The sequence below is a fragment of the Pectobacterium araliae genome (genome assembly GCF_037076465.1).
Taxonomy (GTDB): domain Bacteria; phylum Pseudomonadota; class Gammaproteobacteria; order Enterobacterales; family Enterobacteriaceae; genus Pectobacterium; species Pectobacterium araliae.
In genome coordinates this window covers 2,169,959-2,195,408 of the sequence record NZ_AP028908.1, presented here as the reverse complement: position 1 = coordinate 2,195,408, position 25,450 = coordinate 2,169,959, and the positions used below count along the sequence as shown (strand labels likewise).

Annotated in this window: 25 protein-coding genes; 13 read left to right on the top strand and 12 right to left on the bottom strand. The window is 51.1% G+C overall.

Annotation, left to right across the window (positions count from 1 at the left end; genetic code table 11):
- Window positions 1-3: 3 nt before the first annotated feature.
- Together AACH44_RS09955 and AACH44_RS09950 are read left to right on the top strand one after the other, a co-directional pair.
- Window positions 4-1,278: a YeaH/YhbH family protein gene (locus AACH44_RS09955; RefSeq protein WP_261847515.1), complete on the top strand. Its 1,275-nt coding sequence runs from the start codon at window positions 4-6 to the stop codon at window positions 1,276-1,278.
- 156 nt (window positions 1,279-1,434) lie between these two features.
- On the top strand, window positions 1,435-2,634 hold the full coding sequence (locus tag AACH44_RS09950) for a multidrug effflux MFS transporter (protein ID WP_261847516.1): 1,200 nt from the start codon (window positions 1,435-1,437) through the stop codon (window positions 2,632-2,634).
- A gap of 24 nt (window positions 2,635-2,658) precedes the next feature.
- Here the strand turns inward: AACH44_RS09950 and AACH44_RS09945 are convergent, their stop codons facing one another.
- Window positions 2,659-3,912, bottom strand: a complete 1,254-nt coding sequence (locus tag AACH44_RS09945; protein ID WP_338659581.1) for a D-amino acid dehydrogenase — start codon at window positions 3,910-3,912, stop codon at window positions 2,659-2,661.
- Window positions 3,913-4,256: 344 nt separating this feature from the next.
- Between AACH44_RS09945 and AACH44_RS09940 the strand changes: the two genes are divergently transcribed.
- On the top strand, window positions 4,257-5,798 hold the full coding sequence (locus AACH44_RS09940) for a SpoVR family protein (protein ID WP_261847517.1): 1,542 nt from the start codon (window positions 4,257-4,259) through the stop codon (window positions 5,796-5,798).
- Between the two features lie 97 nt (window positions 5,799-5,895).
- On the opposite strand, the gene fadR is transcribed toward AACH44_RS09940, so the two are convergent.
- Window positions 5,896-6,615, bottom strand: a complete 720-nt coding sequence (fadR, locus tag AACH44_RS09935; RefSeq protein ID WP_261847518.1) for a fatty acid metabolism transcriptional regulator FadR — start codon at window positions 6,613-6,615, stop codon at window positions 5,896-5,898.
- Window positions 6,616-6,844: 229 nt separating this feature from the next.
- Between fadR and nhaB the strand changes: the two genes are divergently transcribed.
- Both nhaB and dsbB read left to right on the top strand, forming a co-directional pair.
- Entirely contained in the window at window positions 6,845-8,425 is a 1,581-nt protein-coding gene (gene nhaB, locus AACH44_RS09930; RefSeq protein WP_261847519.1) for a sodium/proton antiporter NhaB, read from the top strand.
- 195 nt (window positions 8,426-8,620) lie between these two features.
- Window positions 8,621-9,151, top strand: coding sequence for a disulfide bond formation protein DsbB (gene dsbB / locus AACH44_RS09925; protein ID WP_261847520.1), 531 nt, complete (start codon window positions 8,621-8,623; stop codon window positions 9,149-9,151).
- 90 nt (window positions 9,152-9,241) lie between these two features.
- On the opposite strand, the gene AACH44_RS09920 is transcribed toward dsbB, so the two are convergent.
- Window positions 9,242-9,439, bottom strand: coding sequence for a hypothetical protein (locus AACH44_RS09920; RefSeq protein WP_005968786.1), 198 nt, complete (start codon window positions 9,437-9,439; stop codon window positions 9,242-9,244).
- A 315-nt stretch (window positions 9,440-9,754) separates the two neighbouring features.
- Here AACH44_RS09920 and mgtS point away from each other — a divergent pair, with 315 nt between their 5' ends.
- Window positions 9,755-9,850: a protein MgtS gene (mgtS, locus tag AACH44_RS09915; RefSeq protein WP_261847521.1), complete on the top strand. Its 96-nt coding sequence runs from the start codon at window positions 9,755-9,757 to the stop codon at window positions 9,848-9,850.
- Between the two features lie 100 nt (window positions 9,851-9,950).
- On the opposite strand, the gene AACH44_RS09910 is transcribed toward mgtS, so the two are convergent.
- From AACH44_RS09910 to AACH44_RS09900, 3 genes are all read right to left on the bottom strand, one after another.
- Window positions 9,951-10,397 (bottom strand): YcgN family cysteine cluster protein, encoded by a 447-nt coding sequence (locus AACH44_RS09910; RefSeq protein ID WP_261847522.1) that lies wholly within the window; start codon window positions 10,395-10,397, stop codon window positions 9,951-9,953.
- A 107-nt stretch (window positions 10,398-10,504) separates the two neighbouring features.
- Window positions 10,505-11,161 carry a fumarylacetoacetate hydrolase family protein gene (locus AACH44_RS09905; protein WP_261847523.1) on the bottom strand — a complete coding sequence of 219 codons (657 nt, stop codon included), beginning with the start codon at window positions 11,159-11,161 and terminating at the stop codon, window positions 10,505-10,507.
- 530 nt (window positions 11,162-11,691) lie between these two features.
- Window positions 11,692-11,949, bottom strand: a complete 258-nt coding sequence (locus tag AACH44_RS09900; protein ID WP_261847638.1) for a YcgL domain-containing protein — start codon at window positions 11,947-11,949, stop codon at window positions 11,692-11,694.
- Between the two features lie 136 nt (window positions 11,950-12,085).
- Here AACH44_RS09900 and minC point away from each other — a divergent pair, with 136 nt between their 5' ends.
- From minC to minE, 3 genes are read left to right on the top strand one after another with little or no spacing between them, the layout of a single operon-like run.
- Window positions 12,086-12,772, top strand: coding sequence for a septum site-determining protein MinC (gene minC, locus AACH44_RS09895; RefSeq protein WP_261847524.1), 687 nt, complete (start codon window positions 12,086-12,088; stop codon window positions 12,770-12,772).
- Between the two features lie 19 nt (window positions 12,773-12,791).
- Entirely contained in the window at window positions 12,792-13,604 is an 813-nt protein-coding gene (gene minD, locus AACH44_RS09890) for a septum site-determining protein MinD (RefSeq protein WP_261847525.1), read from the top strand.
- A gap of 3 nt (window positions 13,605-13,607) precedes the next feature.
- Complete coding sequence (gene minE, locus AACH44_RS09885) at window positions 13,608-13,877, top strand: cell division topological specificity factor MinE (protein ID WP_005968801.1); 270 nt, start codon at window positions 13,608-13,610, stop codon at window positions 13,875-13,877.
- A gap of 257 nt (window positions 13,878-14,134) precedes the next feature.
- Here the strand turns inward: minE and rnd are convergent, their stop codons facing one another.
- The 5 genes from rnd to AACH44_RS09860 all read right to left on the bottom strand — a co-directional run bounded on the left by rnd (window position 14,135) and on the right by AACH44_RS09860 (window position 20,711).
- A complete protein-coding gene (rnd, locus tag AACH44_RS09880; protein WP_261847526.1) occupies window positions 14,135-15,259 on the bottom strand; it encodes a ribonuclease D in 1,125 nt (374 codons plus the stop codon).
- Between the two features lie 141 nt (window positions 15,260-15,400).
- The gene (gene fadD, locus AACH44_RS09875; protein ID WP_261847527.1) at window positions 15,401-17,086 is read right to left on the bottom strand and encodes a long-chain-fatty-acid--CoA ligase FadD; all 1,686 of its coding nucleotides are present in this window, start codon (window positions 17,084-17,086) and stop codon (window positions 15,401-15,403) included.
- Between the two features lie 200 nt (window positions 17,087-17,286).
- Window positions 17,287-17,874: a Slp family lipoprotein gene (locus AACH44_RS09870; protein ID WP_261847639.1), complete on the bottom strand. Its 588-nt coding sequence runs from the start codon at window positions 17,872-17,874 to the stop codon at window positions 17,287-17,289.
- Window positions 17,875-17,987: 113 nt separating this feature from the next.
- On the bottom strand, window positions 17,988-18,689 hold the full coding sequence (tsaB, locus tag AACH44_RS09865; RefSeq protein ID WP_261847528.1) for a tRNA (adenosine(37)-N6)-threonylcarbamoyltransferase complex dimerization subunit type 1 TsaB: 702 nt from the start codon (window positions 18,687-18,689) through the stop codon (window positions 17,988-17,990).
- Between the two features lie 102 nt (window positions 18,690-18,791).
- Window positions 18,792-20,711, bottom strand: coding sequence for an ATP-dependent DNA helicase (locus AACH44_RS09860; protein ID WP_261847529.1), 1,920 nt, complete (start codon window positions 20,709-20,711; stop codon window positions 18,792-18,794).
- A 186-nt stretch (window positions 20,712-20,897) separates the two neighbouring features.
- Between AACH44_RS09860 and AACH44_RS09855 the strand changes: the two genes are divergently transcribed.
- Window positions 20,898-21,242, top strand: a complete 345-nt coding sequence (locus AACH44_RS09855) for a RidA family protein (RefSeq protein ID WP_261847530.1) — start codon at window positions 20,898-20,900, stop codon at window positions 21,240-21,242.
- Window positions 21,243-21,348: 106 nt separating this feature from the next.
- On the opposite strand, the gene AACH44_RS09850 is transcribed toward AACH44_RS09855, so the two are convergent.
- Window positions 21,349-21,588, bottom strand: coding sequence for a YoaH family protein (locus tag AACH44_RS09850; protein WP_261847531.1), 240 nt, complete (start codon window positions 21,586-21,588; stop codon window positions 21,349-21,351).
- Between the two features lie 130 nt (window positions 21,589-21,718).
- Here AACH44_RS09850 and pabB point away from each other — a divergent pair, with 130 nt between their 5' ends.
- The 3 genes from pabB (at window position 21,719) to sdaA (ending at window position 25,443) form a co-directional block, all read left to right on the top strand.
- Entirely contained in the window at window positions 21,719-23,149 is a 1,431-nt protein-coding gene (gene pabB / locus AACH44_RS09845) for an aminodeoxychorismate synthase component 1 (protein ID WP_261847532.1), read from the top strand.
- Window positions 23,146-23,745 carry a CoA pyrophosphatase gene (locus AACH44_RS09840; protein ID WP_261847533.1) on the top strand — a complete coding sequence of 200 codons (600 nt, stop codon included), beginning with the start codon at window positions 23,146-23,148 and terminating at the stop codon, window positions 23,743-23,745. The genes pabB and AACH44_RS09840 overlap by 4 nt, the downstream gene beginning before the upstream one ends.
- A 333-nt stretch (window positions 23,746-24,078) precedes the next feature.
- Window positions 24,079-25,443 carry an L-serine ammonia-lyase gene (sdaA, locus tag AACH44_RS09835; RefSeq protein WP_261847534.1) on the top strand — a complete coding sequence of 455 codons (1,365 nt, stop codon included), beginning with the start codon at window positions 24,079-24,081 and terminating at the stop codon, window positions 25,441-25,443.
- The last annotated feature ends 7 nt before the right edge of the window (window positions 25,444-25,450 follow it).

The following is a 25,450-nucleotide window of genomic DNA, read 5'->3' as shown; positions in this document are numbered from 1 at the left end:
AACATGGCCTATTTTATTGACCGACGACTGAACGGCAAAAACAAAAGCACGGTAAATCGCCAACGCTTTCTGCGCCGCTATAAGTCGCAAATAAAACAGTCGATTTCCGAGGCCATTAATAAGCGTTCGGTGACCGACATCGAAAGCGGGGAGTCGGTGTCGATCCCCAATGCAGACATCAACGAACCGATGTTCCATCAGGGCCGTGGAGGACGTCGCCACCGCGTCCACCCGGGCAACGATCACTTCGTACAGAATGACAAAATCGAGCGGCCACAAGGAGGTGGCAGCGGTGGTTCTGGTCAGGGGGATGCCAGTAAAGACGGCGAAGGCGAGGATGGGTTTGTCTTTCAGATTTCCAAAGACGAATATCTAGACCTGCTGTTTGAAGATCTGGCGCTGCCGAATCTGAAGAAAACCCAGCATCGGCAGATGACCGAATACAAAACGCACCGTGCCGGGTATACCGCTAACGGCGTTCCTGCCAATATCAGCGTGGTACGCTCGCTGCAAAACTCGCTGGCACGCCGTATGGCGATGACGGCGGGTAAACGCCGCACGCTACATGAACTGGAAGACTCGCTGGAACGGCTGGCGCACACCGAACCGGCACAATTGCTGGAAGAGGAACGGCTGCGGCAGGAAATTACCGAACTGCGCCAGAAAATCGCGCGCGTACCTTTTATCGATACATTTGACCTGCGTTACAGGAACTACGAGCGTCGAGCCGAGCCATCGAGCCAGGCCGTGATGTTCTGTTTGATGGACGTGTCTGGTTCGATGGATCAGTCGACGAAAGACATGGCGAAACGCTTTTATATTTTGCTGTACCTGTTCCTCAGCAGAAATTACAAAAACGTCGACGTTGTCTATATTCGCCACCACACGCAGGCAAAAGAGGTCGATGAACAGGAGTTCTTCTACTCTCAGGAAACCGGCGGCACCATTGTCTCCAGTGCGTTAAAGCTGATGGAGGAAGTGGTGCGTGAGCGTTACGATCCGTCACAGTGGAATATCTACGCCGCACAGGCATCAGATGGCGACAACTGGGCAGATGATTCGCCGCTGTGTCACCAGATTCTGGCGAACCAGCTTCTGCCGATGGTGCGTTACTATAGCTACATTGAAATCACCCGACGTTCACACCAGACACTCTGGCGCGAATATGAAACGCTGCGCGATACGTTCGACAATTTCGCCATGCAGCATATCCGCGATCAGGATGATATTTACCCGGTCTTCCGTGAACTCTTCCGCAAGCAAACCGTAGGACATTAGTCGCCTCTCAATCAGCCAGTTATCTGTTAACTGGCTGATTCCTTTCCCAACAGGTTGACTGCCATTTTCGTGACATTGTCACAAAGATAACACTTCCTTTCCGCTACTGTGCGCATTACCCTGTCGAACCCATAAAACGTAGATTCCTGTTTTGTTATGCAACGATTTGTTCTGATTTTACTGACTCTGGTTCTACTCGGCCCGCTGGGTATCGACATTTATTTACCGCTTATTCCCGCTATCGCCATCGCGCTGAACAGCCCTGAATCGCTGATTCAGTCCACCGTTGCCCTCTTTATTCTGGTCATGGGATTAGGCCAGCTTCTGGCGGGGCCGCTGGTCGATAAGTACGGTCGGCGTCCCATGGCGCTGGCAGGTGTGGTTATCTACCTCATCGGCGCGATCATGGCGGCACTAGCTACCAACGCCACGCTATTCGTCCTTTCACGTCTTTTTCAGGGACTGGCCGTCTGCTGTACCGCCGTTGCCATTTTCAGCAGCGTACGTGACAAACTGAATGGCGACGATGCCGCCAGAACCTATGGTTTTCTTAACGGCACGTTGAACATTGTGCCCGCGCTGGCTCCGCTATTAGGTGGACTGTTAGCCGAAGCTTTCGGCTGGCGTGCGCCCTTCTGGTTCCTTGCAGGCTACAGCATTGTGGTACTGGTACTGGTCATCCGCTTTCTTCCAGAAACGCGTCCAGATTCAACCTTAGCGGTACATGGTTTACCGCTGCGGCAATATGCCCGTCTGTTATCCGATCGTCATTTTCTAGGGTTCGCGTCAGTCAACGCGGGGGCAATGGGGATGGCGCTAACTTATGTCACGTTCTCGCCCGTAGTGTTAATGAATCAGGCACAGCTCACCCCGCTTGAGTTTTCTATTGCCTTCGGCGCGAACGGTTTTTGGATCATGCTGGTCAGTTTCTTTGCAAATCGTATTATCCGCAAAGTCGGTCGGCCACGCTGTCTGGCCGTTGGTAGTCTGCTGATGGGGGCAGGTTTTCTTTCTCTACTTGGCGGTGTCGCGCTCTTGCCCGACGCGATGCAAGACACCTGGCCAACGTATATGTTACCCGTCGCGCTAGCTTGTGCGGGTCTGGCATTTTTGATTGGGCCGTCCACCAGCTATGCGCTGGAGCCTTATTCTAACGAGGCGGGAATTGCATCGGCAATGGTAGGGTTTGTGCAGATGGCGGGCGGTGCAGCGCTGGGGTTGATTGCTATGGCGCTCCCTCTGCCGTCAAAAATATCACTGGCGCTGGTGATGCTCTGTGCCGCCCTGCTGGCGATACGCGCCCGTCTGCTCACGCGGCACCACAAGGGCAGCATTACGCCGCTGCCCCGCACATAATTCAAAAAACAGCATACCGATACGTTACCGAGTATAGCGAGACACGGATAAATCATCGGACTCAATCTCCGGTGATTTATCTGACAGAATATCTGCCAGCAATTTCCCCGAACCGCAGGCCATCGTCCAGCCTAATGTACCGTGACCCGTGTTCAAATACAGATTTTTCAGCGGAGAGCGTCCCACCAGCGGCGTACCGTCCGGCGTCATCGGACGCAGCCCTGTCCAGAATGTTGCTTGCTCAATCGGCCCGCAATGGGGATACAGATCGCGCACCACCCTTTCCAGCGTCTCACGCCGTTTAAGGTTCAGATCGGTGTTAAACCCCACCACTTCCGCCATGCCACCAACGCGGATACGCTGATCAAAACGTGTAATCGCTACTTTGTACGTTTCATCCAGCACGGTAGAAACGGGTGCAGCAGCATCATCCGCCAGCGGAATCGTCAGTGAATAACCTTTCAGCGGATAGACCGGAATATCGAACCACTGGCGCAGTAGCCCCGTAGAATAGGAGCCGCAGGCCATCACATAGGACTCCGCCACGATCATTTCATCATCGCACTGCACCCCCGTGACGTTTTGCCCTTCAACCCGCAACTGACGAACATGACGCCCCAGTTTGAAGATGACTCCTGCGTCAGCGGCCATCGCCGCCAGTTGACGGGTGAACAGTTGGCAATCGCCGGTTTCATCATGAGGTAACCGCAGCCCACCGGTGAGCTTCTCCGCCACACTCACCAGCGCAGGTTCAACCGAGGCCAGCGCCTGTCGTGTCAACAGTTGATAAGGCACGCCAGCCTCTTCCAGCACGGCAATATCCCGTGTCGCATTGTCATATTGCTGTTCAGTGCGGAACAGTTGCAGCGTTCCCCCCTGTCGACCTTCGTACTGGATGCCGGTATCACGCCGCAGTTGTTGCAGGCAGTCACGACTATATTCCGCCAGACGCACCATCCGAGCTTTATTGATCTTATAGTGGCGCGCATCGCAGTTGAGCAACATTTGCCACATCCAGCAAAGCTGTGTCGCCGTGAAATCCGGCCGAATAGCCAGCGGGGCATGACGCTGGAACATCCATTTTATCGCTTTCAGCGGTATTCCGGGTGCCGCCCACGGCGCAGCATAACCGGGTGAGATCTGCCCTGCATTCGCTGCGCTGGTTTCCAACGCAGGCTCTGGTTGCCTGTCGATAACGGTGACATCATGCCCTGCCTGCGCAAGATACCAGGCGGTACTTACGCCCACTACGCCACTTCCTAGAATCACAACCCGCATGCGACTACTCTCCTTTTTGCACCGTTCTCGACTGTTTGCCGCTACCCACTCTATTTCAAGCTACCTGTGCGCTGCCTTTCCTGCAACTTGAATTACTTAAGGGCTAATACGCTGGAAAAATGCTTATTTTATGGGGTAAAACACTAGCTAAAAGACAAAAACCAAGACTACTCTACCATTTGGCAAGAAATTGTCATCCGCCATAACGATAGCATTTCGCTATTGCTGCTATCTGCCAATTTATTGCGCCAAGCCACCGTTTTCTCATCACTTTTATCAGATTGAGCTACGATTAATTATGCCTGTGCGATTGCGTACAGGTTGGTCACGTAGGGGGCGCGCTGATGGCTATATCGACGGATAATCAGGTAAAAAAAACACTTCGCCTGAGTGATGGACCGGACTGGACGTTTGAGTTATTGCAGGTTTATCTTGATGAAATTGATCGGGTAGCCAAGTTGTATCGTCTGGCGACCTATCCTCATCAGATCGAGGTAATCACCTCAGAACAAATGATGGATGCCTATTCCAGCATAGGTATGCCTATCAACTATGCCCACTGGTCGTTCGGGAAAAAATTTATCGAAACCGAACAGCGGTACAAACACGGGCAGCAGGGGCTGGCTTACGAAATCGTCATTAACTCCGATCCGTGTATCGCGTATTTGATGGAAGAAAATACGCTGCCAATGCAGGCGCTTGTCATGGCACACGCCTGCTACGGACACAATTCGTTCTTCAAAGGCAACTATCTGTTCCGTAGTTGGACCGACGCCAGCTCTATCGTCGACTACCTGCTGTTTGCCCGGCAGTATATTGCACAATGTGAAGAACGTTATGGCGTGGATGAGGTCGAGCACCTGTTAGACTCTTGCCATGCGCTCATGAATTACGGCGTCGACCGCTATAAGCGCCCGCAGAAAATCTCGCTCGAAGAGGAAAAGTCCCGCCAGAAAAGCCGTGAAGCCTATCTGCAAAGCCAGGTCAACGATCTCTGGAAAACCCTACCGCGCCGTGAACAGGGTGCTGCGCCAGAACAAGCAAGACGCTTTCCACAAGAGCCGCAGGAAAACCTACTCTACTTTATGGAAAAAAACGCCCCGCTGCTGGAGCCCTGGCAACGAGAAGTGTTGCGCATCGTGCGAAAAGTCAGCCAATATTTTTATCCGCAGAAACAGACTCAGGTAATGAATGAAGGCTGGGCCACCTTCTGGCATTACACTATCCTGAACCATCTCTATGATGAAGGTCGGGTCTCTGAGCGCTTCATGCTGGAATTCCTGCACAGCCATACCAACGTGATTTATCAGCCGCCGTACAATAGCCCGTATTACAGCGGCATCAATCCGTATGCACTGGGCTTCGCGATGTTTCAGGACATTAAACGTATTTGTCAGACGCCGACAGAGGAAGACCGCTACTGGTTCCCCGATATCGCGGGTAAAGACTGGCTGGATACGCTGCATTTCGCGATGCAGAATTTCAAGGATGAAAGTTTCATCAGCCAGTTCCTGTCGCCTAAATTGATGCGCGATTTCCGGCTATTTACCGTGCTGGACGATGACCGCAATAACTATCTGGAAATTTCCGCGATTCACGACGAAGAAGGCTATCGTTTGATCCGACAAGAGCTGTCCGCACAGTATAACCTGAGTCATCTGGAGCCAAATATTCAGGTCTGGAACGTGGATTTACGCGGCAATCGCGCGTTGACGCTGCGATACGTTCCGCATAACCGTGCACCGCTCGATAAAAGCAGCCAGGAAGTGTTAAAACACGTCCATCGCCTATGGGGGTTTGACGTCTATCTGGAACAGGCTAACTCGGATGGCAGCATCGAGTTGATTGAACGCTGCCCGCAGCGTAACGGAACTGCATCCGCATAACGGAACTCGCCTAACAGGTCAGCAACACGACCAAAGACAAAGGGGATTCAGGCTATTGCCTGAATCCCCTTTTCACAATGAAACTGCGGTATGAGCCTTAGCGGCGTACTTCCGCGATATCCCGCGGGATGGCGCTCTGCATACTGTGCCAGATCGCCCCGCTTTCTTTACCGTAATGTCTGACGACATCCATCACCTGATCGTATAACTCTTCGCTACGCAACGCTTCCAGCCGACCGTAAAAATTCACCGCCAGCTTGCGGGCTTCCAGATTGGAAAAATAGTAGCGCCCGACACGGATATATAGCCCTTTCAGACCGTTCAGGATCAGACCATAAATCGGATTGCCAGAGGCAAAAGCCAAACCACGGAACACGTTATAGTCAAGTTGCGCAAAGGCTTCTGCGCTATCATCTACCGCGTTTGCCTGGGTTAATACCTCACGCACCTTTTCTGGGTTATGGCGTAACGCCGTCCGAATAAAGATGGCGGCGATGTTGGTCCGCACTGCCAGCAGGTTATCGATCAATTGCGGCACGCTATCGTGATCGAGTCGAGCCAGCGTTTCCAGAATGTTAAGCCCGGAAGTTTCCCAAAAATTATTAATCTTTGTTGGCTTCCCGTGCTGTATCGTCAGCCAGCCATCGCGGGCTAGGCGCTGAAGCACCTCACGCAGGGTTGTGCGGGTCACGCCGATCAGTTCGGAAAGCTCTCTCTCCGCGGGCAAAATAGAGCCAGGTGGAAAGCGGTTATTCCATATACTTTCGATAATGTATTCTTCCGCGAATCCAGCCGGACTTTGCGCCTTTATAACCATGTGTTTGATAATCCGTAGCGGTGATTGCCGAAAAAAGCCAAGTCATAATACCAGACGAAAGAATCATGATATAGCGCCGTACTCAGACCCCGAACCATTTCAATGAAAAATTGTGACGGCACATCGCCCCTCACTGCGACGATCGGTAGACTTATGACCATTTGTAAAGTTTTTACGGTATGATAAAAACCATCAAACTATTCTAACGAATAAGGATTTCCCTTCCACTATGCATGCCATTCCCCTTCACCGCGCGCTGTTAAAAAACTTTCTGGGACACGCGCCAGATTGGTACAAACTGACTATTTTTGGTTTCTTGTTGATTAATCCGTTGCTGTTCTATTTTGTCAGCCCGTTCTGGGCGGGTTGGCTACTGGTGGTGGAATTTATTTTTACGCTCGGCATGGCGCTGAAATGCTATCCGCTACAGCCAGGCGGACTGCTGGCGCTAGAGGCCGTCGTCATCGGTATGACCAGCCCACAGCAGGTGTGGCATGAAGTCACGGGGAATATTGAAGTTCTCATGCTGCTGGTGTTTATGGTGGCTGGCATCTACTTCATGAAACAACTGCTGCTGTTTGTGTTTACCAAATTGCTGCTGCGCATTCACTCCAAAATGTTACTCTCACTCGCCTTCTGTATGGCGGCGGCGTTTCTCTCCGCTTTTTTAGACGCGTTGACCGTGATTGCTGTCGTTATCAGCGTCGCTATTGGATTCTATGGTATTTACCACCGTTTCGCGTCCCAACAGGGTGACGACGAGACCGACATCAGCGATGACAGCGCATTAAGCAGCGAGGAACATCATCGTACGCTAGACCAATTCCGTGCATTTCTACGTAGCCTGATGATGCACGCGGGCGTCGGTACAGCGTTGGGTGGGGTAATGACGATGGTCGGCGAACCGCAAAATCTGATTATTGCAAAAAGCGCTAGCTGGGATTTTGTCAGCTTTTTCCTGCGCATGTCAGCGGTGACCGTCCCCGTTCTTATTTGCGGTATCATCACCTGCCTGCTGGTCGAACGCTTCACGCTGTTCGGCTATGGGGTGAACCTGCCAGACAACGTGCGCCGCGTGCTTGAAGACTACGATCGGGACATGACAGAAAAACACACGCCACAGGATAAAGTACGTTTGCTGGTACAGGCGATGATTGGCATCTGGCTTATCGTCGCGCTGGCGTTTCATCTGGCTGAAGTCGGGTTGATTGGCCTCTCTGTGATTATTATGGCCACAACGTTTTGTGGTGTGACCGAAGAACACGCTATTGGTAAAGCGTTTCAGGATGCCATGCCGTTTACTGCGCTGCTGACGGTCTTCTTTGCCATCGTCGCCGTCATTATCGATCAGCACCTGTTCTCACCGATTATCCATTACGTCCTGCAATCTTCTGATAGCGACCAACTGACGCAGTTTTATCTGTTCAATGGCCTGCTATCATCGATATCGGATAATGTCTTTGTGGGATCGGTTTACATCAATGAAGCTCGTAACGCCTTTGAGAGCGGTAAAATTTCCTTACCTCAGTTTGAGTTGCTCGCTGTCGCGATCAATACTGGCACGAACCTGCCTTCCGTTGCTACGCCGAATGGGCAAGCGGCGTTTCTGTTCTTGCTAACATCCGCGCTGGCACCGCTTATCCGCCTCTCTTACGGGCGCATGGTAATCATGGCACTGCCTTACACCATAGTGATGACGTTGGTCGGGTTATTTTGCATCGAATTCACGTTGGTGCCGTTCACTGACTTTTTGCTGAATAATCACTGGATTTCTTTGCCAAATTTGACCATACCGGGCAGTCACTCATAATCACGATCGTGTATAGTCATTACGGTGGCGACAACGTCCCTGTTGATGACGTTATCAGCGGGGACGCTGTCGCCGAAAAAATGACAGAGAAGCATCAAATAAACATATCGTTACGTTTTGCACAGTGAAATGATGGCAGTGAAGCCTGAACGGTTTACACTGCTGCTTTAATCATGTTTAGCATGGAATATTTTTATGTTGCGATTTCTTAATCGTTGCTCACGCGGACGTGGTGCGTGGCTGCTGCTCGCGTTTACTGCTTTAGCACTGGAGTTGACTGCGCTCTACTTTCAGCACGTTATGCTTTTAAAACCGTGCGTACTGTGTATCTATCAGCGCTGTGCGTTATGGGGTGTGTTCGCGGCAGGTATTGTCGGCGCTATTGCGCCGTCAAGCCTATTGCGTTATCCAGCCATCGTGCTATGGATATACAGTTCCTACGAAGGGATTCGACTGGCATGGAAGCATACGGATATCTTATTGAATCCGTCGCCGTTTACCACCTGTGATTTCTTTGTCAGCTTCCCGTCATGGCTGCCTTTAGACAAATGGCTTCCGGCCATTTTTAATGCGACAGGTGATTGCTCAGAGCGTCAGTGGTCATTTCTCTCGATGGAAATGCCACAATGGCTGCTAGGTATCTTTGCCGCTTATCTGGTGGTTGCCGTGCTGGTGCTGATCGCTCAACCTTTCCGCCCTAAACGTCGCGACCTCTTCAGCCGCTGACCATATACCCGGTAAGAATGAACCAAAAAGCCCGACAATATGTCGGGCTTCTGGTAACGGTTTCTACGCTTCACTGGCTTGTGCCAACCATCATTGCTGTGGTCTGTAGATATCGCGATAATGACCTAATCGCTCGTTGAAAAAAGGTCTTTTTTCCAGCGGAATTCTGCGTGATATTTCATCTGCGTCGATCTTTTTTTCCTGACTTTCCATGAAAGCAATCGTGGAGGCAGCAAAGTCGGTGTATTGCTCGCTGTACTCAAGAATAATTTTCTCAAAGTTAATCATATGCTCTCCCCCTCTGCTGGTTATGCTGCTCTAAAATTATACAACACACCACGATTTATGCCGGAGTCGGCAGCATGATTCGCACAAGGAAAAATAAAAATGTGAAGTGACGGGCAAAAACAAACGGACATTTCGGTCTCAGCCGTAACGTGCAACGTTTTCGACCTCAATGGTCTTTAAACCACCAGCCCCTTTCTGAGTACTTTTTCTTCATTACGCACCGACTCATGCCTATAGTACGTACCGCAGGTCAACAACGACTTCTCATCCTATGAGGTATTTCTATCGCAATTAATTTATTCAGGAGAAACAATCATGTTAGGCAATATCAATATTTTCATCGCCGTATTGGGCGGCATCCTTTCTCTTAGCTTTCTGGCGGCGTACCTGAGCCCCAAATGGGATGACTAATGAGCACTGACTCTCCCCCCGATAACAAGCCCCTCTTCTGAGAGATTCAGATTGAGGGACTTCTTGTTTTAGGCATGCAACAACGCGTATCGAACAGAAACTACCGCGCCCATTCAGGTTTATTCAAAATATGGTCCTGCCAGTCCACCACTTCACTTTCGCGCACGGCGATATGGCGCACGGAGATACGTTCACGGTGCATTGCTGTCTTGGTACCACAAACCAGCGGATGCCACTGCGGTAAAGCCTCACGCTCATGAACCAAACGATAAGCACAGGTCGCCGGTAGCCAGTTAAACGTCAGCAGGTTTTCGCGCGTCAGCTTAATGCAGTCTGGTTCGTACTCGAAGCGTTTTTCATAGTTACGGCACTGGCAGCTTTTAATATTCAGCTGATTGCAGGCGACGTTGGTAAAGTAGATTTCCTCTGTATCCTCATCAATCAGTTTATGCAAACAGCACTGACCGCAGCCATCGCACAGCGATTCCCATTCATCGTCAGACATCTCAGACAACGTTTTTTGCTGCCAAAAAGGGCGTTCAGTCATGTTTCTTCCTGTTGTAAATCTATAGCATTGTGAATAAAGAGGCGTGATTCTGGCAGGCACTGCGGGGAAGTGTTGCTGCCCGTCATTCGGCACGGGCAGCCAGTGCGTTAAATAATACGTGTGCTCAGCGTCCGGTCATTTACCGTAATCGTCAGCATATCGCCAGACAGAATCGGACCGACCCCTTTCGGCGTACCCGTTAAAATAATATCACCCGCGCGCAGCGTAAAGAAACGGCTCATATAGGCAATCAGCGGCAGAATCGGCGTAATCATATCACGCGTGTTGCCCTGCTGGCGCACTTCATCATTCACTTTTACACCCAGTTCGGTTTGCTGCGGATCGCCAAATTCGGCAACCGGAATAAAACCGGAGATCGGGCAAGAGCCGTCAAACGCTTTGGCTTTTTCCCACGGCTGACCCACTTTTTTGAATTCAGACTGCAAATCACGCAGTGTCAAATCCAGCGCGACACCATAACCCGCGATGGCACGAGCGACGCGCTCTTCATTCGCCTGCTTTAACGGCGTACCAATCAGTACCGCTAGCTCAACTTCGTGGTGAACTGAACCCAGATTTTTGGGAATGGCGACGGGCTGACGTAAATCACACAATGCAGTTTCAGGCTTGATGAATAACACTGGCTCGCTCGGGGTCGCATTTCCCATTTCTTTGATGTGTTCTGAGTAGTTGCTTCCGACGCAAACGACTTTATTTACTGGGAAATCAAGCAGCGCGCCCTGCCAGTCTCTGTGTTGATACATGAGTATTCTCCTACCCTGTCTGTTGGATTATCGCTGTTTTCGTGGCGCACAATTCGCCCAAAAGGAAAACAGCTATACCCGTCATACTTCAAGCTGCATGTGCGTCGGCTACGTCCGTTACTCGGCTCATCCATGGGCTTCGCCCCGTTGGGGCCGCTGCAAGCAGCGTTCAAATCTGCTCCAGGCAGATTTGTCACCCGAATCACTGACTTGTGTAAGCTTATCGGGATCCCCTCTCTTGCCGCCTTCCTGCAACCCGAATTATTTAGGGTGTATATAAGCAAAACCATCGTTATATCATCGCAACAGGGGTTCCCCCAACAGATTTCAGGAGTGCGAGGTTGCCGACCGCGTCGTCTAAAGAAGGCGTTATAACCTATCAAGATGAGAAACAATTAAATTATGGCAGGCTAAAACTCGAAAGATGAATATTTATCGTGCGGAATATCATCTGAACAGCCGAGATATTCCACAGAAAATTATGTGTGCGGCTTTATCTGAAAGTACGTTGTAGTATTATTTTTTTACACTTATACTGGCGTGGTTAATAAGCTTTCAACTGGCGGCGGAACCTGTAAATAAAAACCCTGTTCCTGGAGCGCAAGTTTCATTTTTTCTATATCGGCATTCGCCAGTTTTTTACGCCCATCCAACGGTAAAATCATGGCTAACTGCGGCGCACCAAAACTTTTCATTAATTCTTCAGGCACGCGTGAAAAATCGTCTTTTTTTTCAACATAAAGATAGGTCTGATCGCGTTTAGCACTTCGATAGATCACACAAAACATTTTTTTTACTCTAATTGATGGGAATGCCATCTTGCCTGTATATAATTGTAACTATAACATGCTTACAGCGCTCTGGAATATCATGCCTTAAATGTTACTCTAGGGATTAAAAGATGCTGAAACTGAGTCAGGATAGATGTCACAAACGCCAATAGAGCTAAAAGGCAGCAGCTTTACCTTATCGGTTGTTCATTTGCATGATTCCCAACCCGAGGTAATTTACCAGGCACTACAGGAAAAAATAGAGCAAGCGCCTGCTTTCCTGAAAAATGCCCCTGTTGTCATTAATGTTGCTGCATTAACAGCGGAAACCGACTGGATAAAATTGCAGCAAGCCATTTCATCAACGGGTCTGCATGTCGTCGGCGTCAGCGGATGCACCGACGACGTATTAAAAAAAGCCATTGCACAGGCGGGGCTTCCTCTTTTGAGTGAAGGCAAAGCACAACGTCGGGTAGTCGAACCCGTTGCTGCTGTTCCTACCGCGGTGAAAACGAAAGTCATCAACACCCCTGTTCGCTCCGGCCAACAGATTTATGCTCGGAACAGTGACTTAATCGTCATGAGTAGCGTCAGCGCAGGAGCAGAGGTGATTGCTGATGGCAATATTCATATTTACGGCATGATGCGCGGCCGAGCCCTAGCGGGGGTTTCTGGCGATGTTCAAAGCCAGATATTCTGTACGCATCTGGCCGCAGAACTGCTCTCTATTGCCGGACGTTACTGGCTGAGTGACCAGATTCCTGAAGCATATTTTGGGCAACCAGCGCGGATCAACCTGAACCAGCTGGACAATGTGTTAACGATAAAACCTCTAGACTAGAATCTCCCAAGGAAACATTATGGCACGCATCATTGTTGTTACATCGGGCAAAGGGGGCGTTGGCAAGACCACATCAAGCGCGGCCATTGCTACCGGTTTAGCCCAGAAAGGAAAAAAAACGGTCGTCATCGATTTTGATATCGGTCTACGTAACCTCGACCTGATCATGGGATGTGAGCGTCGCGTCGTGTATGACTTCGTGAACGTGATTCAGGGTGATGCCACGCTGAATCAGGCGCTGATCAAAGATAAGAGAACGGATAACCTCTATATTCTGCCTGCATCGCAAACACGCGACAAGGATGCGTTAACGCATGAGGGCGTTGAAAAAATACTCAACGACCTGGGGGATATGGCGTTCGATTTTATCGTGTGTGATTCACCAGCCGGGATTGAAACGGGTGCATTGATGGCACTCTATTTCGCTGACGAAGCGATTATCACCACTAACCCGGAAGTGTCTTCCGTCCGCGACTCTGACCGTATTTTGGGTATTTTGTCCTCAAAATCACGTCGTGCGGAACGTTCTGAAGATCCGATCAAAGAGCATCTGCTGCTGACACGCTACAACCCAGGCCGGGTGAGCCGTGGCGACATGTTGAGTATGGAAGACGTCCTTGAGATCCTACGGATTCCGCTGGTTGGCGTGATTCCTGAAGACCAATCTGTACTGCGCGCCTCTAACCAAGGCGAGCCAGTGATTCTGGATGCGGAAGCCGATGCAGGTAAAGCCTACGCGGATACCGTTGAACGTTTACTTGGCGAGGAGCGTCCTTTCCGTTTTATTGAAGAAGAGAAGAAGGGTTTCCTTAAACGACTTTTTGGGGGATAAATTATGGCTTTACTGGACTTCTTTCTGTCCCGCAAAAAAACGACAGCCAATATTGCCAAGGAACGGCTGCAAATTATTGTCGCGGAGCGACGCCGGGGTGATAGCGAACCCCATTATCTGCCGCAATTAAAGCGAGACATTCTTGAGGTTATCTGTAGATATGTACAGATTGATCCTGAGATGGTGACCGTTCAACTTGAGCAAAAAGGAGATGATATTTCCGTGCTTGAGTTGAACGTGACATTACCGGAAGCGGAAGAAACGCCTAAATGATTTTTCTGCTGTAATATCCCCTGCTTTCACGCAGGGGATATATACTCGCTATACACTCGAATCACTGACTTGAGTAAATTCATCAAGATTCTTTCTTTTGTCACCTTTCTAAAACGCGAACAGCTCAAAATAAGCTGTATATTTAGACAGTGTTTTTATTTTGTTTTTCACCGTTTTCTTCTCACCCTATTTGCTGCCTTTCCCTAATTGAACATCGCAACAAATAAGGCGCCTTGAGAATACACGTTTGCCAGTGATTAATAGCCCTGCACAATTTCGCGCAGCTCATCGCCATATAATTGTCCACGCCAGCCAGATAGCATTTCCGGTGTGCAGGAATCTTGCCCAGTTAATTTCCAGTGCCAGTTCAACAGGCGATTAATTTGACGACGTGATGCCAACAGCTCGGCGGATAATCCACTCTGTTCACTCACGCGCTGTACCAGCGCTTTGATATCTTTAAACGCTTTTTTATAGCCAGGATGGTCGATCAAATTAATGACTGGTGGTGGGCAATCCATATCAGCAATGCCGTCCGTCTGCGCAACACAATCCAGTAGCGTTTTTCCGTGATAGCGGATTTCAGGGCCGCTCAGCCCCAGAGAGCTCAGTTCCCCCAGCGAAGACGGCAGACAACGTGCGACCTGTAACAGGTTCTCTTCACGTACGACAAAATTCACCGCACTGTCCCGCTCACGCGCTTTACGTAAACGCCACTCAGCCAAACGTTGAAGACACGCCAGGTTTCTTCCACGCAGTTGCCAGGCATTGCCAAATTCACGGTAGGCTAGCGCCGGCGCCAAAATATCCTGTTTACGCTGACAAAGCAGGAGGCACTCGTCCAACGCCGCGTTCATCCACCCTGCGGCTTCGGTATCCGCCACCAATTGGAGCGCCATCGGCAACAGATAGAACACATCAGCGGCCGCGTAGTCACACTGTTTTTCGCTCAGCGGTCGGGCAAGCCAGTCCGTTCTCGATTCACTTTTATCCAGCGTCACGTTCATGTAATCGGCCACCAGCGCAGCAAAACCATAAGAAAGTGGTTTGCCTAAAAATGCGGCCAGAATCTGTGTATCAATGAAAGGCGTCGGTAGTGTTCCAAACGTATTGAGAAAGACTTCCAGATCTTCGCTGCCCGCATGCAGAAATTTAGTGACCTGCTCGTCACGCAGTAATGCCTGAAAAGATGCCCAGTCTGTAATCGTTAACGGGTCGATAAGTGAAAGCTGTTCACCGTCATACAATTGAATCAACCCTAATTGCGGGTAATACGTGCGGGTTCTGACGAACTCCGTGTCCAATGCCACCTGCGGAAAGCGTCGCGCCTGAGCGCAGACTTGTTGTAACCCGATGTCGGAAGTGATCAACTGATAATTCAAAACGTCATTCTCTTGGTTGTTTTTACTTTACGGTTCTGGGTCAAACCCGTATTGCCATAAAAAAGAACGCCGGATAAACCGGCGTGAAAACATCATATCGCGTCCTGCCTCTCTCTGGCAGTCGTTTTTCGCGGAACATCGTCAAGCGGCAGCGTCTTTCTTCGCCTTCTTATCATCACGTAATTCGCGACGCAGGATTTTCCCGACGTTGGATTTCGGCAAATCCTCACAGAATTCGATCTCTTTCGGCACTTTATAGCCCGTAAGATTACGGCGGCAGTGGGTAATCAGTTCCGCTTTCGTTAGCGAGTCATCACGCCTTACCACAAAGGCTTTGACGGCCTCACCAGAAACCTCATTTTCAACTCCAACCACTGCTGATTCAGACACTTTGGGATGACGGCTAATCACATCTTCAATTTCCGTCGGGTAAACGTTAAAACCAGAAACCAGAACCATGTCTTTCTTGCGGTCGATCACCCGCAGAAACCCTTCATCATCGGCAGTGACAATGTCACCTGTTGCCAACCAACCGTCTTTCAGCACCTCATCCGTCGCGGCAGGCTGCTGCCAGTACCCTAACATCACCTGTGGCCCACGCACCGACAGTTCACCGGGTTCGCCCGGTCCAACATCGTTACCGTTATCGTCAATGATTCTGACATCCGTTGATGCCACCGGCAGCCCGATGCTGCCGCTGTAATGTTTGAGATCATAAGGGTTCACGGCCACCAAGGGGGAGCTTTCTGTTAACCCATACCCCTCAAGCAGATGTTTACCCGTTAATTTTTCCCAGCGTTCCGCTACCGCTCGCTGCACCGACGCACCACCGCCAACGGACAATCGCAGTGTAGAGAAATCGAGCTCATGAAACTCTTTGTTATTTAACAACGCATTAAACAGCGTATTAACGCCCGTAATCGCAGTAAAAGGATATTGTTTCAGTTCTTTTACTACTGCGGGAATATCCCGGGGATTGGTGATCAGCAGATTCTGTCCGCCCAGTTCAAAGAACAGCAGACAGTTAGCCGTCAAAGCAAAAATATGGTACAGCGGCAACGCCGTTACCACCCATTCATTTCCTTCCCTCAATACTGGGCCATAAGCCGCAAGACACTGTGCCAAATTCGCCTGCATATTACGATGTGTGAGCATGGCCCCCTTAGCCACCCCCGTCGTACCGCCGGTATATTGCAAAAAAGCGAGATCGCTATTGATGATATCAGGCCGAACATACTGCTGGCGTCGCCCTTCTTGCAAAACGCGACGAAACGAGATGGCATCCGGTAGATGATATTTGGGCACCAGTCGCTTAATGTATTTCACCACGAAATTCACTAATGTACCTTTTGCCGTAGAGAGTTGGTCCCCCATACGGGTCAGGATAACGTGCTTCACCGCGGTGTTATGGACGATTTTTTCCAGCGTATGCGCAAAATTAGAGACGATCACAATCGTGCTGGCGCCGCTGTCTTTTAGCTGATGTTCCAGTTCACGCGGCGTATACAGCGGGTTAACGTTGACAACGACCATACCTGCACGCAACACGCCAAACAGCGCCACGGGATATTGCAGCAGATTGGGCATCATTAACGCCACGCGATCGCCTTTCTGCAATTTAAGCTGGTTTTGCAGATAAGCCGCAAACGCCCGACTCCGCTCTTCCAACTTACGAAATGTCATCACTTCCCCCATGTTGATGAACGCAGGCCTATCGGCATAACGCTTCACGGCATTCTCAAACATGTCAATCAACGACGAATAGCGATCGGGATCGATTTCCGCCGGTACATCCGCCGGATAACGTGATAACCAAATTTTTTCCAAGACGTCACTCCCGAGATATTTTTTTAGTGGCATCACCGTCGCCCTCATAGGCATATAGTTATTAACATTATTTTAACTCAGCCTACCAGTTAGCTAACAAACAATGTTAAGGTTGCGAGAACGATCACTAATTTATTCTTTATTCAAAAAAAATCAGGCAACCTGCGTCGCCTGATCTCAATAGCCTAGTGGGTAACTTCTTATTCTGTCACGATATTCTCAATCCGTGCCGGACCAGGCCAGCCGCCGTCAAATCCCCATCCCGGTCCCCAGCCATACCCGTAACCCACGCGCCATCCCCACGGACCATAGCCACCAGGTGGCACCATCAGTCGCTGCACAACATTCCAGCGTTTGTAGCCTTGCGCATCAACCACAACATAACGGTAGGGTTTATCACCAATCGCGCCCTGTTCGGTGCCAACAATCGGCCCCACAACGGTCACCAGTTGCTCTTTAAAATCGACAGGTTCCAGAAAGCGATTCACATAGGCAATAAAGCGGCCTTCTGACGGCATATCCAACAGTGGTTTCGCCCCGCTATCCAGCGGCATACTGGCAATTTCCAGACGCGTTTTATTCGCTTCATTGCGGATACTGACCACCCGCCCGCCAAAGCGTGACTCCTGACCGACATAAATCTGTGGCGCATTCATCACTCGCACCAGATCGTCTTGCGGCGTTGGCGAGGTGCCTTTAATCGCATCCGGCACCGTGACGCAACCGGAAAGCAACAGCGCGGCAGCCACCATGCAGAGGCGTACGCTTTTCTGATTCACATTTTTCATCTGTTGTACAAACATGGCACAACCCCTCTTCAGATACCTGATAGTTAGACTGCTCAGCATCGAATAAGTTGCTGTTTATGACGGGTATACTTCACGCAAAAATGTACGTTCTGCTACTCGCGGCCAGGCAGTTTTTTCCATGTCACTTCATTGCGCAGGTAACGAGGTTGCGCATTCTCGACGTTGACCGCTTTCCCCGCCAGCCAACGTTGACAGGCCAACGGCAGCATGTCTTGTGCCTGTGGCAGCAACACGTCACCCTTCGTTAATAGCAACGATGGATGGTTGATCAATTCTGGGTAGGTTTCCCACCCGGTTCCTACCGTTGTCCATTCGCCTGACAGCGCACCCGTTAACGCTTGCACCTGCTCAGGTTTCAATACCGCTTCTTCGGATTCCCCCTGCCAGCGGCCGTCAGCATCGCGCTGATAACAACCCCAGTAGACTTCCCCCATCCGCGCATCAATGGCCGCCAGCACGTGCGTTGCCTGCGTTAGACGGAAAGCGCCTTGTGCCATCGCAGCCAATGACGATACACCAAGCAGCGGTAAATCCGCGCCCAGCGCCAGCCCTTGCGCAATACCGATACCAATCCGCACACCGGTAAAACTTCCCGGCCCCTGACCAAAAGCCAGCGCATCAAGATCGTTGAGTGTCAGACCGCTATCAGCCAGCACCTGCTGAACCATCGGCAGAATACGTTGTGTGTGTTCACGGGGACAAATTTCGAACAGAGAATGAATTTCACCTTCATTCCAGAGTGCGACGGAACAGGCTTCCGTTGCGGTATCAAGCGCTAGAATTCGCGTAGACATGCCAACCTCAGGCAGGATAAATAAATCTTAATAACCCGCATCATAGCATAAGCCCCTGTCGTGCCGCAGCCCTTCCCGCCATGCGGCAATCACCGACCGGGATTAAGTGCTACTCGTCAGGAACGTAATCGCTTGCTGAATATCGCGGGTACGCGGTGTCGGCGGTAAACTGTTAAGAAACACGGCACCATATGGCCGCATCACCAGTCGATTATCGCAAATCACAATTACACCGCGATCCTCAACATCACGGATGAGGCGCCCGACGCCCTGTTTCAAGGTAATCACCGCATCGGGGACTTGCACATCGTCGAACGGCTCACCACCACGCAGGCGACAGTCTTCAATACGCGCCTTGAGCAGCGGATCATCCGGCGAGGTAAACGGCAGTTTATCGATAATCACGCAGGAAAGCGTATCACCGCGCACATCCACGCCCTCCCAGAAGCTACTGGTCGCCACCAACAGCGCATTACCCGCCGACACAAACTGCGACAGCAACTGCGCTTTGCCGGTTTCGCCCTGTAACAGCACCGGTAGCGTCAGCGTAGCGCGGAACTCGGCCGCCAAATCGCGCATCATCTGATGCGAAGTACATAGCATAAAACAACGCCCCTGATTCGCTTCAATCAGCGGCCGCAGCATCGCCGCCAGCCTTTTCGCCGCACCGGGACGATGGGTTTCCGGCAAATTACGCGGGACGCAGAGCAGCGCCTGATGGGCATAATCAAACGGGCTGGGTAACAGGAGCGTGTTCGCGTTATCCAACCCCAGTCTATCGGTGAAGTGGAAGAGCTGATCGTTAACCGACAAGGTGGCGGAGGTGAATACCCAGGCCGCAGGCTTCTCTTTTATCAATTCACGAAAACGATCGGCGACGGACAATGGCGTCAGCGCTAACACAAAATGGCGCGAATTACATTCATACCAGTAGCTGTAGCCCGGTAGCTGCACGTCCTTCAGCCGTTTTAGCCGATTGCGATAAAGTGTGGCGCGTTCAAAGGCAGCATCCAGCAGCGCAGAACGGCCAAGAGACAGTTTCGCGACGTCGTAACACAGCTCCAGCGCATCATCCAGCAGCACCAGCGCACGCTGAAGCGACGGCTGTTCGAGCACATCACGTAAGTTACCGCGGAACCCCGGATCGCCGAGCGCCAACCGAAAATCTTGCGTACTTTGCGCCAGACGATCGGCACTTTTTTGCAGCTGAGAAGCGTCGCGCACTTCGGTGCGGTAAGCAATGATGATGTCTTTCGCCAAATCCAGCAGTTGGCGACTAGAAAGCTGCTGGCCAAAATATTGGCTGGCGATATCAGGAATTTGATGTGCTTCATCGAAAATCACTACATCGCTTTCCGGGATCAGTTCCGCAAAACCGCTTTCCTTTACCACCATGTCTGCCAGATAAAGATGATGGTTAACCACCACGATGTCGGCATCCATCGCTTTACGCCGTGCTTTCACCACGAAGCACTCTTTATAGTGCGGGCAGTCGCTACCCAGACAATTATCGTTGGTGCTGGTCACTAATGGCCAGATCGCGCTGTCTTCTGCCACGCCTGAACAGGTCGTGACATCGCCTTCCGTTGTTTCCGACGACCAGCCGCGCAGCCGAACCAGTTCGCTCAGCGTTTCGCCAGGTAAATCGCCGCCGCCCAGCGACTGCTGTTCGAGCCGCTCCAGACAGAGGTAGTTCGATCGGCCTTTCAGCAGCGCTAATTTGCCTTTGTACTTCAGCGCCTGCGCAATCGTCGGTAAATCGCGGCTATAGAGCTGATCCTGTAGCGCTTTCGAACCAGTCGAGATGATGACTTTTTTATCGGAACGCAAGGCAGGCGCGAGGTAAGCATAGGTTTTACCGGTTCCGGTTCCCGCTTCCACCACCAGCGCCGTTTTGTCGTCAATGGCTCGCATGACGGCCTGCGCCATCTGCCGCTGTGGTTCACGCGGCCTGAAACCCGCGATCGCTTTCGCCAGCGCGCCGTCATTAGCAAAATCATCAATTACCCGATCGTTCGTCACGCCTGCTCTCTTTATCAAAGGAATGCTGTATTTGTAAGCCGCTGACCATTTCAGGTCATGGCAAAATATCGCGCTGATTATGCCAAGAGTCACCCGGCGCTACCACTTTAAATCAGGAACACGAACCGACGCCCGCTGTGTTAGGCTTGGTAATTCACTTTTATTACGTTAGGAGAAACTTCACCCATGGCGATCACTCGTATTAATCCTGAAGCACGCTGGTCAGACGCCGTCATCCACAACAACACGCTCTATTACACCAGCGTACCGGAAAATTTGGATGACGACGCTCAGTCACAAACGGAAAACGCGCTAAGCGCGTTGGATGCGATCCTACAACAGGCGGGAACGGATAAGAGTAAGCTGTTAGACGTGACGATTTTTCTCGCCGATGCGGATGATTTTGCTGCGATGAACGCCGCGTGGGATAACTGGGTCGTGGCGGGTAGCGCACCTGTACGCTGCACCGTGCAGGCTAAATTGATGCACCCGCAATTCAAAATCGAAATCAAAGCGATTGCGGCGGTATAAGCTATCATCACTCTTATACCCTAAATAATTCGAGTTTCAGAACAAACGTAAACGTTTGAACAATGCACATGCAACTTGAAGTATGGCGGGTATAGGGGAAGCGTGGTTATTGCTCTTCTTCCTCTTCCCCATCGTCAAAAAGGTGTTCTTCATCACTGTCATTAAACGCGTCATCGTCTTCGTCAAACATTACCGCAACGTTGCCACCCTTATGATTTTTGCGGATTTCCGCTGCGACAAGCGCGATCGCCTGGCCGCTGCTCATGCCCTCAGACATCAGTTCCTGAATGCGCTCTACCGCATCTTGCTGCTGCTTGTGCGTCAGCGCGGGCATACCTGCAATCATGATAGTTTCCTGGTTGGTAAATTCACGCTTATCATCGCATGTCCGCTTCGGCATACACCAGCATTTCCGCTTTGTGGTACGCTGTGGTCAGTAAAATCGACACGACACTCTACAGACACCACACGAAAACATGACTGCTGCCAACACGATCAACGAGATCAATACCAGCGATTCGGACTCCGCCGTTCTCTATCACGCGCTGCCCTATTATCCGACTGTGCTGCTCGATCGCTTTGCCCCCTTTTCCCAACAACCATGGGCTATGCTACTGCATTCTGGATTTGCCGATCATCCGCACAATCGCTTTGACATTATGGTCGCTGACCCGCGCATCACGCTGTGTACGCGCGAGGGCAGGACAGAAATTATAAGTGACGGTGTAACTAAAACCATAGAAGGTGATCCGTTTATTCTGCTGCAACAGCAGCTTGATACGCTGTCGTTACCCGTTGAATCACATTCTGATTTTCCCTTTCAGGGCGGCGCGTTAGGTTTGTTTGGCTATGATTTGGGACGTCAAATTGAAACACTGCCCGCACAGGCCGAACGGGACATCGATTTGCCGGATATGGCCGTGGGTCTATATGACTGGGCGCTGGTTGCCGATCATCATCGGCAAACATTAACGCTGATCGTACATCATTCCCTTCAGGTACGGCTCGACTGGTTAGCCAACCCGCCCGTTAACGCCCCGAAAGCCGATTTCAACCTCACCGACACCTGGCAGTCGACTATGTCACGCAGCGCATACGGAGAGAAATTCCGCAAAATACAGGACTATCTTCTGGCGGGCGATTGCTATCAGGTCAATCTGGCACAGCGTTTTTCTGCGACTTACGAGGGCGATGAATGGCAGGCATTTTTACAGCTGTCCGCAGGCAATAAAGCCCCCTTCTCTGCCTTTCTGCGCTTGCCGGAGAATACCGTGATCAGTGTGTCGCCGGAACGCTTTCTCTGGCTGGAAAATAACCACATTCAAACGCGTCCGATTAAAGGCACATTACCGCGTCTTGCAGATCCAGATGCGGATCAACAGCAGGCGGCGCGGCTTGCCCATTCAGAGAAAGATCGCTCAGAAAACCTGATGATTGTCGATCTCCTGCGTAACGATATCGGTCGTGTCGCGGTGCCGGGCAGCGTTCGCGTACCGGAGTTGTTCGTCGTCGAGCCTTTTCCCGCAGTACACCATCTGGTCAGCACGATTGAAGCGCGGCTACCGGAAGATTGCCCCGCCACCACGTTGCTACGCGCCTGTTTTCCTGGGGGGTCGATCACCGGTGCACCCAAAATCCGCGCCATGCAGATTATTGAAGAGCTGGAACCACAGCGGCGTAATGCCTACTGCGGCAGTGTCGGCTATATTAGCCAGTGCGGAACCATGGACACCAACATCACCATCAGGACGTTATTGACCGAACGCGGTAGAATCTACTGCTGGGCGGGCGGCGGCATTGTTGCCGACAGTCAGGAACAGGCGGAATATCAGGAAACGTTTGATAAAGTGGGGCGTATTCTTCCCCTGCTGGAGGGTTCCCAGACCATTCTGGTGCCCAATAAATGAGTGAGATCGCCTTGCCACCGATGACGTTTGCGCTGAACGACTTTATTACGCGTTTTCAGTTACAGCTTCCACCGCCGCTGCGGCCGGTGCACCAACCGCGTCAGGCGGCGGTTCTGGTGCCGATTGTTTGTCACCCGACACCCACGCTGCTATTGACTCGGCGTTCTACCGACCTGCGTAAGCACGCCGGGCAAGTGGCGTTCCCCGGCGGCGCGGCAGACAAAACGGATCGTTCCATTATCGAAACCGCGCTGCGTGAAGCGCAGGAAGAAGTCGCCATTCCACCAGAAAATGTACAAGTGTTGGGCGTCTTACCGCCGTTGGACAGCATCAGTGGCTTTCAGGTTACGCCTGTCGTCGGGTTGATCGCCGCGCAAACTCGCTTTCACCCCAATGAAGATGAAGTCGCCGAGCTGTTTGAAATGCCGCTGGACGAGGCTTTCGCGCTAACGCGTTATTACCCGTTGGATATTGAACGTAAGCAGCAACGGCATCGGGTTTATCTCTCCTGGTATCAACAGCAGTTTGTCTGGGGATTGACCGCCGCCATCATCCACCAGCTTGCGCTACAGATTTCCGACAGGCCCTACGTTTAAGTCCGCCCCGGCGGCTTTTAGCGCAACACTTCTTTTTCCCGACTAATTATCCCTACGTTAAAAGCCGCTCTGCCGGACAAAAATCATTCAGCCATAGGATTTACAATGATTTAGCTCACATTTGAGATAAGTTAAATTATGTGTTGGCATAAATTTATTTCATGCGAAAAAGAAAGCCGCACAACATATTCCACACTACAATAGCGCGATTTGACGATTTTTATTCTAATTTTTAGATATATATCCACTACAATTCAGGTCATGTCTCGCCAGAACCGAAAGCAGGCGGCCAGAGAATTGTGGATACTGCCCTAAGTCTTTGAGGAGTTTGGTGTGATAAGTGTTTTCGACATGTTTAAGATCGGTATTGGTCCCTCTAGCTCTCATACGGTTGGACCGATGAAAGCCGGTAAGCAATTTGTCGATGAATTGATCAACCAAAATTTACTGACCGCAACCACGCGCATTGCCGTCGACGTTTATGGCTCGCTGTCACTGACGGGTAAAGGCCATCATACGGATATCGCCATCATCATGGGTTTGGCGGGTAACATGCCAGATACCGTGGATATTGATGCCATTCCCAGTTTTATCCGCGATGTTGAGCAACGCGAACGTCTGCTGCTGGCTAACGGGCAGCACGAGGTGGATTTCCCTCGAGAAGGTGGCATGGTTTTTCGCAGCGAAAATCTACCGCTACACGAAAACGGCATGACAATCGCCGCCTTTGCCGACAATAAAGAAATTTATAGCAAAACCTATTACTCCATCGGCGGCGGTTTCATCGTCGATGCAGAAAATTTTGGTAAAGATGCCACCACCGACATCTCCGTTCCCTATACTTTCCATTCTGCCAAAGAGATGTTGGAACACTGCAAACAAAGTGGCCTGTCGCTTTCTGGGATGGTGATGCGTAACGAGCTGACGCTGCACAGCCGTCAGGAGATTGACGCCTACTTTGCCGATATCTGGCAAACCATGCGTGCCTGCATCGATCGCGGCATGAACACCGAAGGTGTTTTACCCGGACCGCTGCGCGTACCACGTCGTGCTTCTGCACTGCGTCGTATGTTGGTGTCTTCCGATAAGTTGTCCAACGATCCGATGAACGTCGTCGACTGGGTCAATATGTTCGCGCTAGCAGTGAACGAAGAAAACGCCGCTGGCGGCCGTGTGGTTACCGCACCAACAAACGGTGCATGTGGTATCGTTCCGGCTGTCCTTGCCTATTACGACCATTTCATCGAACCGGTTAGCCCGACCATTTATATTCGTTATTTCCTCGCAGCAGGTGCGGTCGGCATTCTGTACAAAATGAACGCTTCTATCTCCGGTGCCGAGGTGGGTTGTCAAGGTGAAGTGGGCGTGGCCTGTTCCATGGCAGCAGCTGGACTGGCAGAGCTGATGGGGGCGAGTCCAGAACAAGTTTGTATCGCCGCCGAGATCGGTATGGAACATAACTTAGGCTTAACCTGCGATCCGGTTGCAGGCCAGGTACAGGTTCCGTGCATCGAACGTAACGCGATTGCTTCCGTTAAGGCGATTAACGCCGCACGTATGGCTACCCGACGTACCAGTGAACCGCGCGTTTCGCTGGATAAGGTCATTGAAACCATGTACGAAACGGGGAAAGACATGAACGCCAAATACCGTGAAACTTCACGAGGCGGATTGGCGATCAAAGTGCAGTGTGATTGATTAGCTC

Coding starts and splice junctions, on each gene's coding strand:
- AACH44_RS09955 (WP_261847515.1), top strand. CDS start 4: ATGGCCTATTTTATTGACCGACGACTGAACGGCAAAAACAAAAGCACG.
- AACH44_RS09850 (WP_261847531.1), bottom strand. CDS start 21,588: ATGATTGCAGGTATGCCCGCGCTGACGCACAAGCAGCAGCAAGATGCG.
- AACH44_RS09855 (WP_261847530.1), top strand. CDS start 20,898: ATGGCGATCACTCGTATTAATCCTGAAGCACGCTGGTCAGACGCCGTC.
- dsbB (WP_261847520.1), top strand. CDS start 8,621: ATGTTGCGATTTCTTAATCGTTGCTCACGCGGACGTGGTGCGTGGCTG.
- AACH44_RS09950 (WP_261847516.1), top strand. CDS start 1,435: ATGCAACGATTTGTTCTGATTTTACTGACTCTGGTTCTACTCGGCCCG.
- AACH44_RS09940 (WP_261847517.1), top strand. CDS start 4,257: ATGGCTATATCGACGGATAATCAGGTAAAAAAAACACTTCGCCTGAGT.
- minD (WP_261847525.1), top strand. CDS start 12,792: ATGGCACGCATCATTGTTGTTACATCGGGCAAAGGGGGCGTTGGCAAG.
- fadR (WP_261847518.1), bottom strand. CDS start 6,615: ATGGTTATAAAGGCGCAAAGTCCGGCTGGATTCGCGGAAGAATACATT.
- AACH44_RS09945 (WP_338659581.1), bottom strand. CDS start 3,912: ATGCGGGTTGTGATTCTAGGAAGTGGCGTAGTGGGCGTAAGTACCGCC.
- AACH44_RS09905 (WP_261847523.1), bottom strand. CDS start 11,161: ATGTATCAACACAGAGACTGGCAGGGCGCGCTGCTTGATTTCCCAGTA.
- mgtS (WP_261847521.1), top strand. CDS start 9,755: ATGTTAGGCAATATCAATATTTTCATCGCCGTATTGGGCGGCATCCTT.
- minC (WP_261847524.1), top strand. CDS start 12,086: ATGTCACAAACGCCAATAGAGCTAAAAGGCAGCAGCTTTACCTTATCG.
- AACH44_RS09920 (WP_005968786.1), bottom strand. CDS start 9,439: ATGATTAACTTTGAGAAAATTATTCTTGAGTACAGCGAGCAATACACC.
- AACH44_RS09870 (WP_261847639.1), bottom strand. CDS start 17,874: ATGAAAAATGTGAATCAGAAAAGCGTACGCCTCTGCATGGTGGCTGCC.
- minE (WP_005968801.1), top strand. CDS start 13,608: ATGGCTTTACTGGACTTCTTTCTGTCCCGCAAAAAAACGACAGCCAAT.
- nhaB (WP_261847519.1), top strand. CDS start 6,845: ATGCATGCCATTCCCCTTCACCGCGCGCTGTTAAAAAACTTTCTGGGA.
- AACH44_RS09840 (WP_261847533.1), top strand. CDS start 23,146: ATGAGTGAGATCGCCTTGCCACCGATGACGTTTGCGCTGAACGACTTT.
- pabB (WP_261847532.1), top strand. CDS start 21,719: ATGACTGCTGCCAACACGATCAACGAGATCAATACCAGCGATTCGGAC.
- AACH44_RS09910 (WP_261847522.1), bottom strand. CDS start 10,397: ATGACTGAACGCCCTTTTTGGCAGCAAAAAACGTTGTCTGAGATGTCT.
- AACH44_RS09900 (WP_261847638.1), bottom strand. CDS start 11,949: ATGTTTTGTGTGATCTATCGAAGTGCTAAACGCGATCAGACCTATCTT.
- tsaB (WP_261847528.1), bottom strand. CDS start 18,689: ATGTCTACGCGAATTCTAGCGCTTGATACCGCAACGGAAGCCTGTTCC.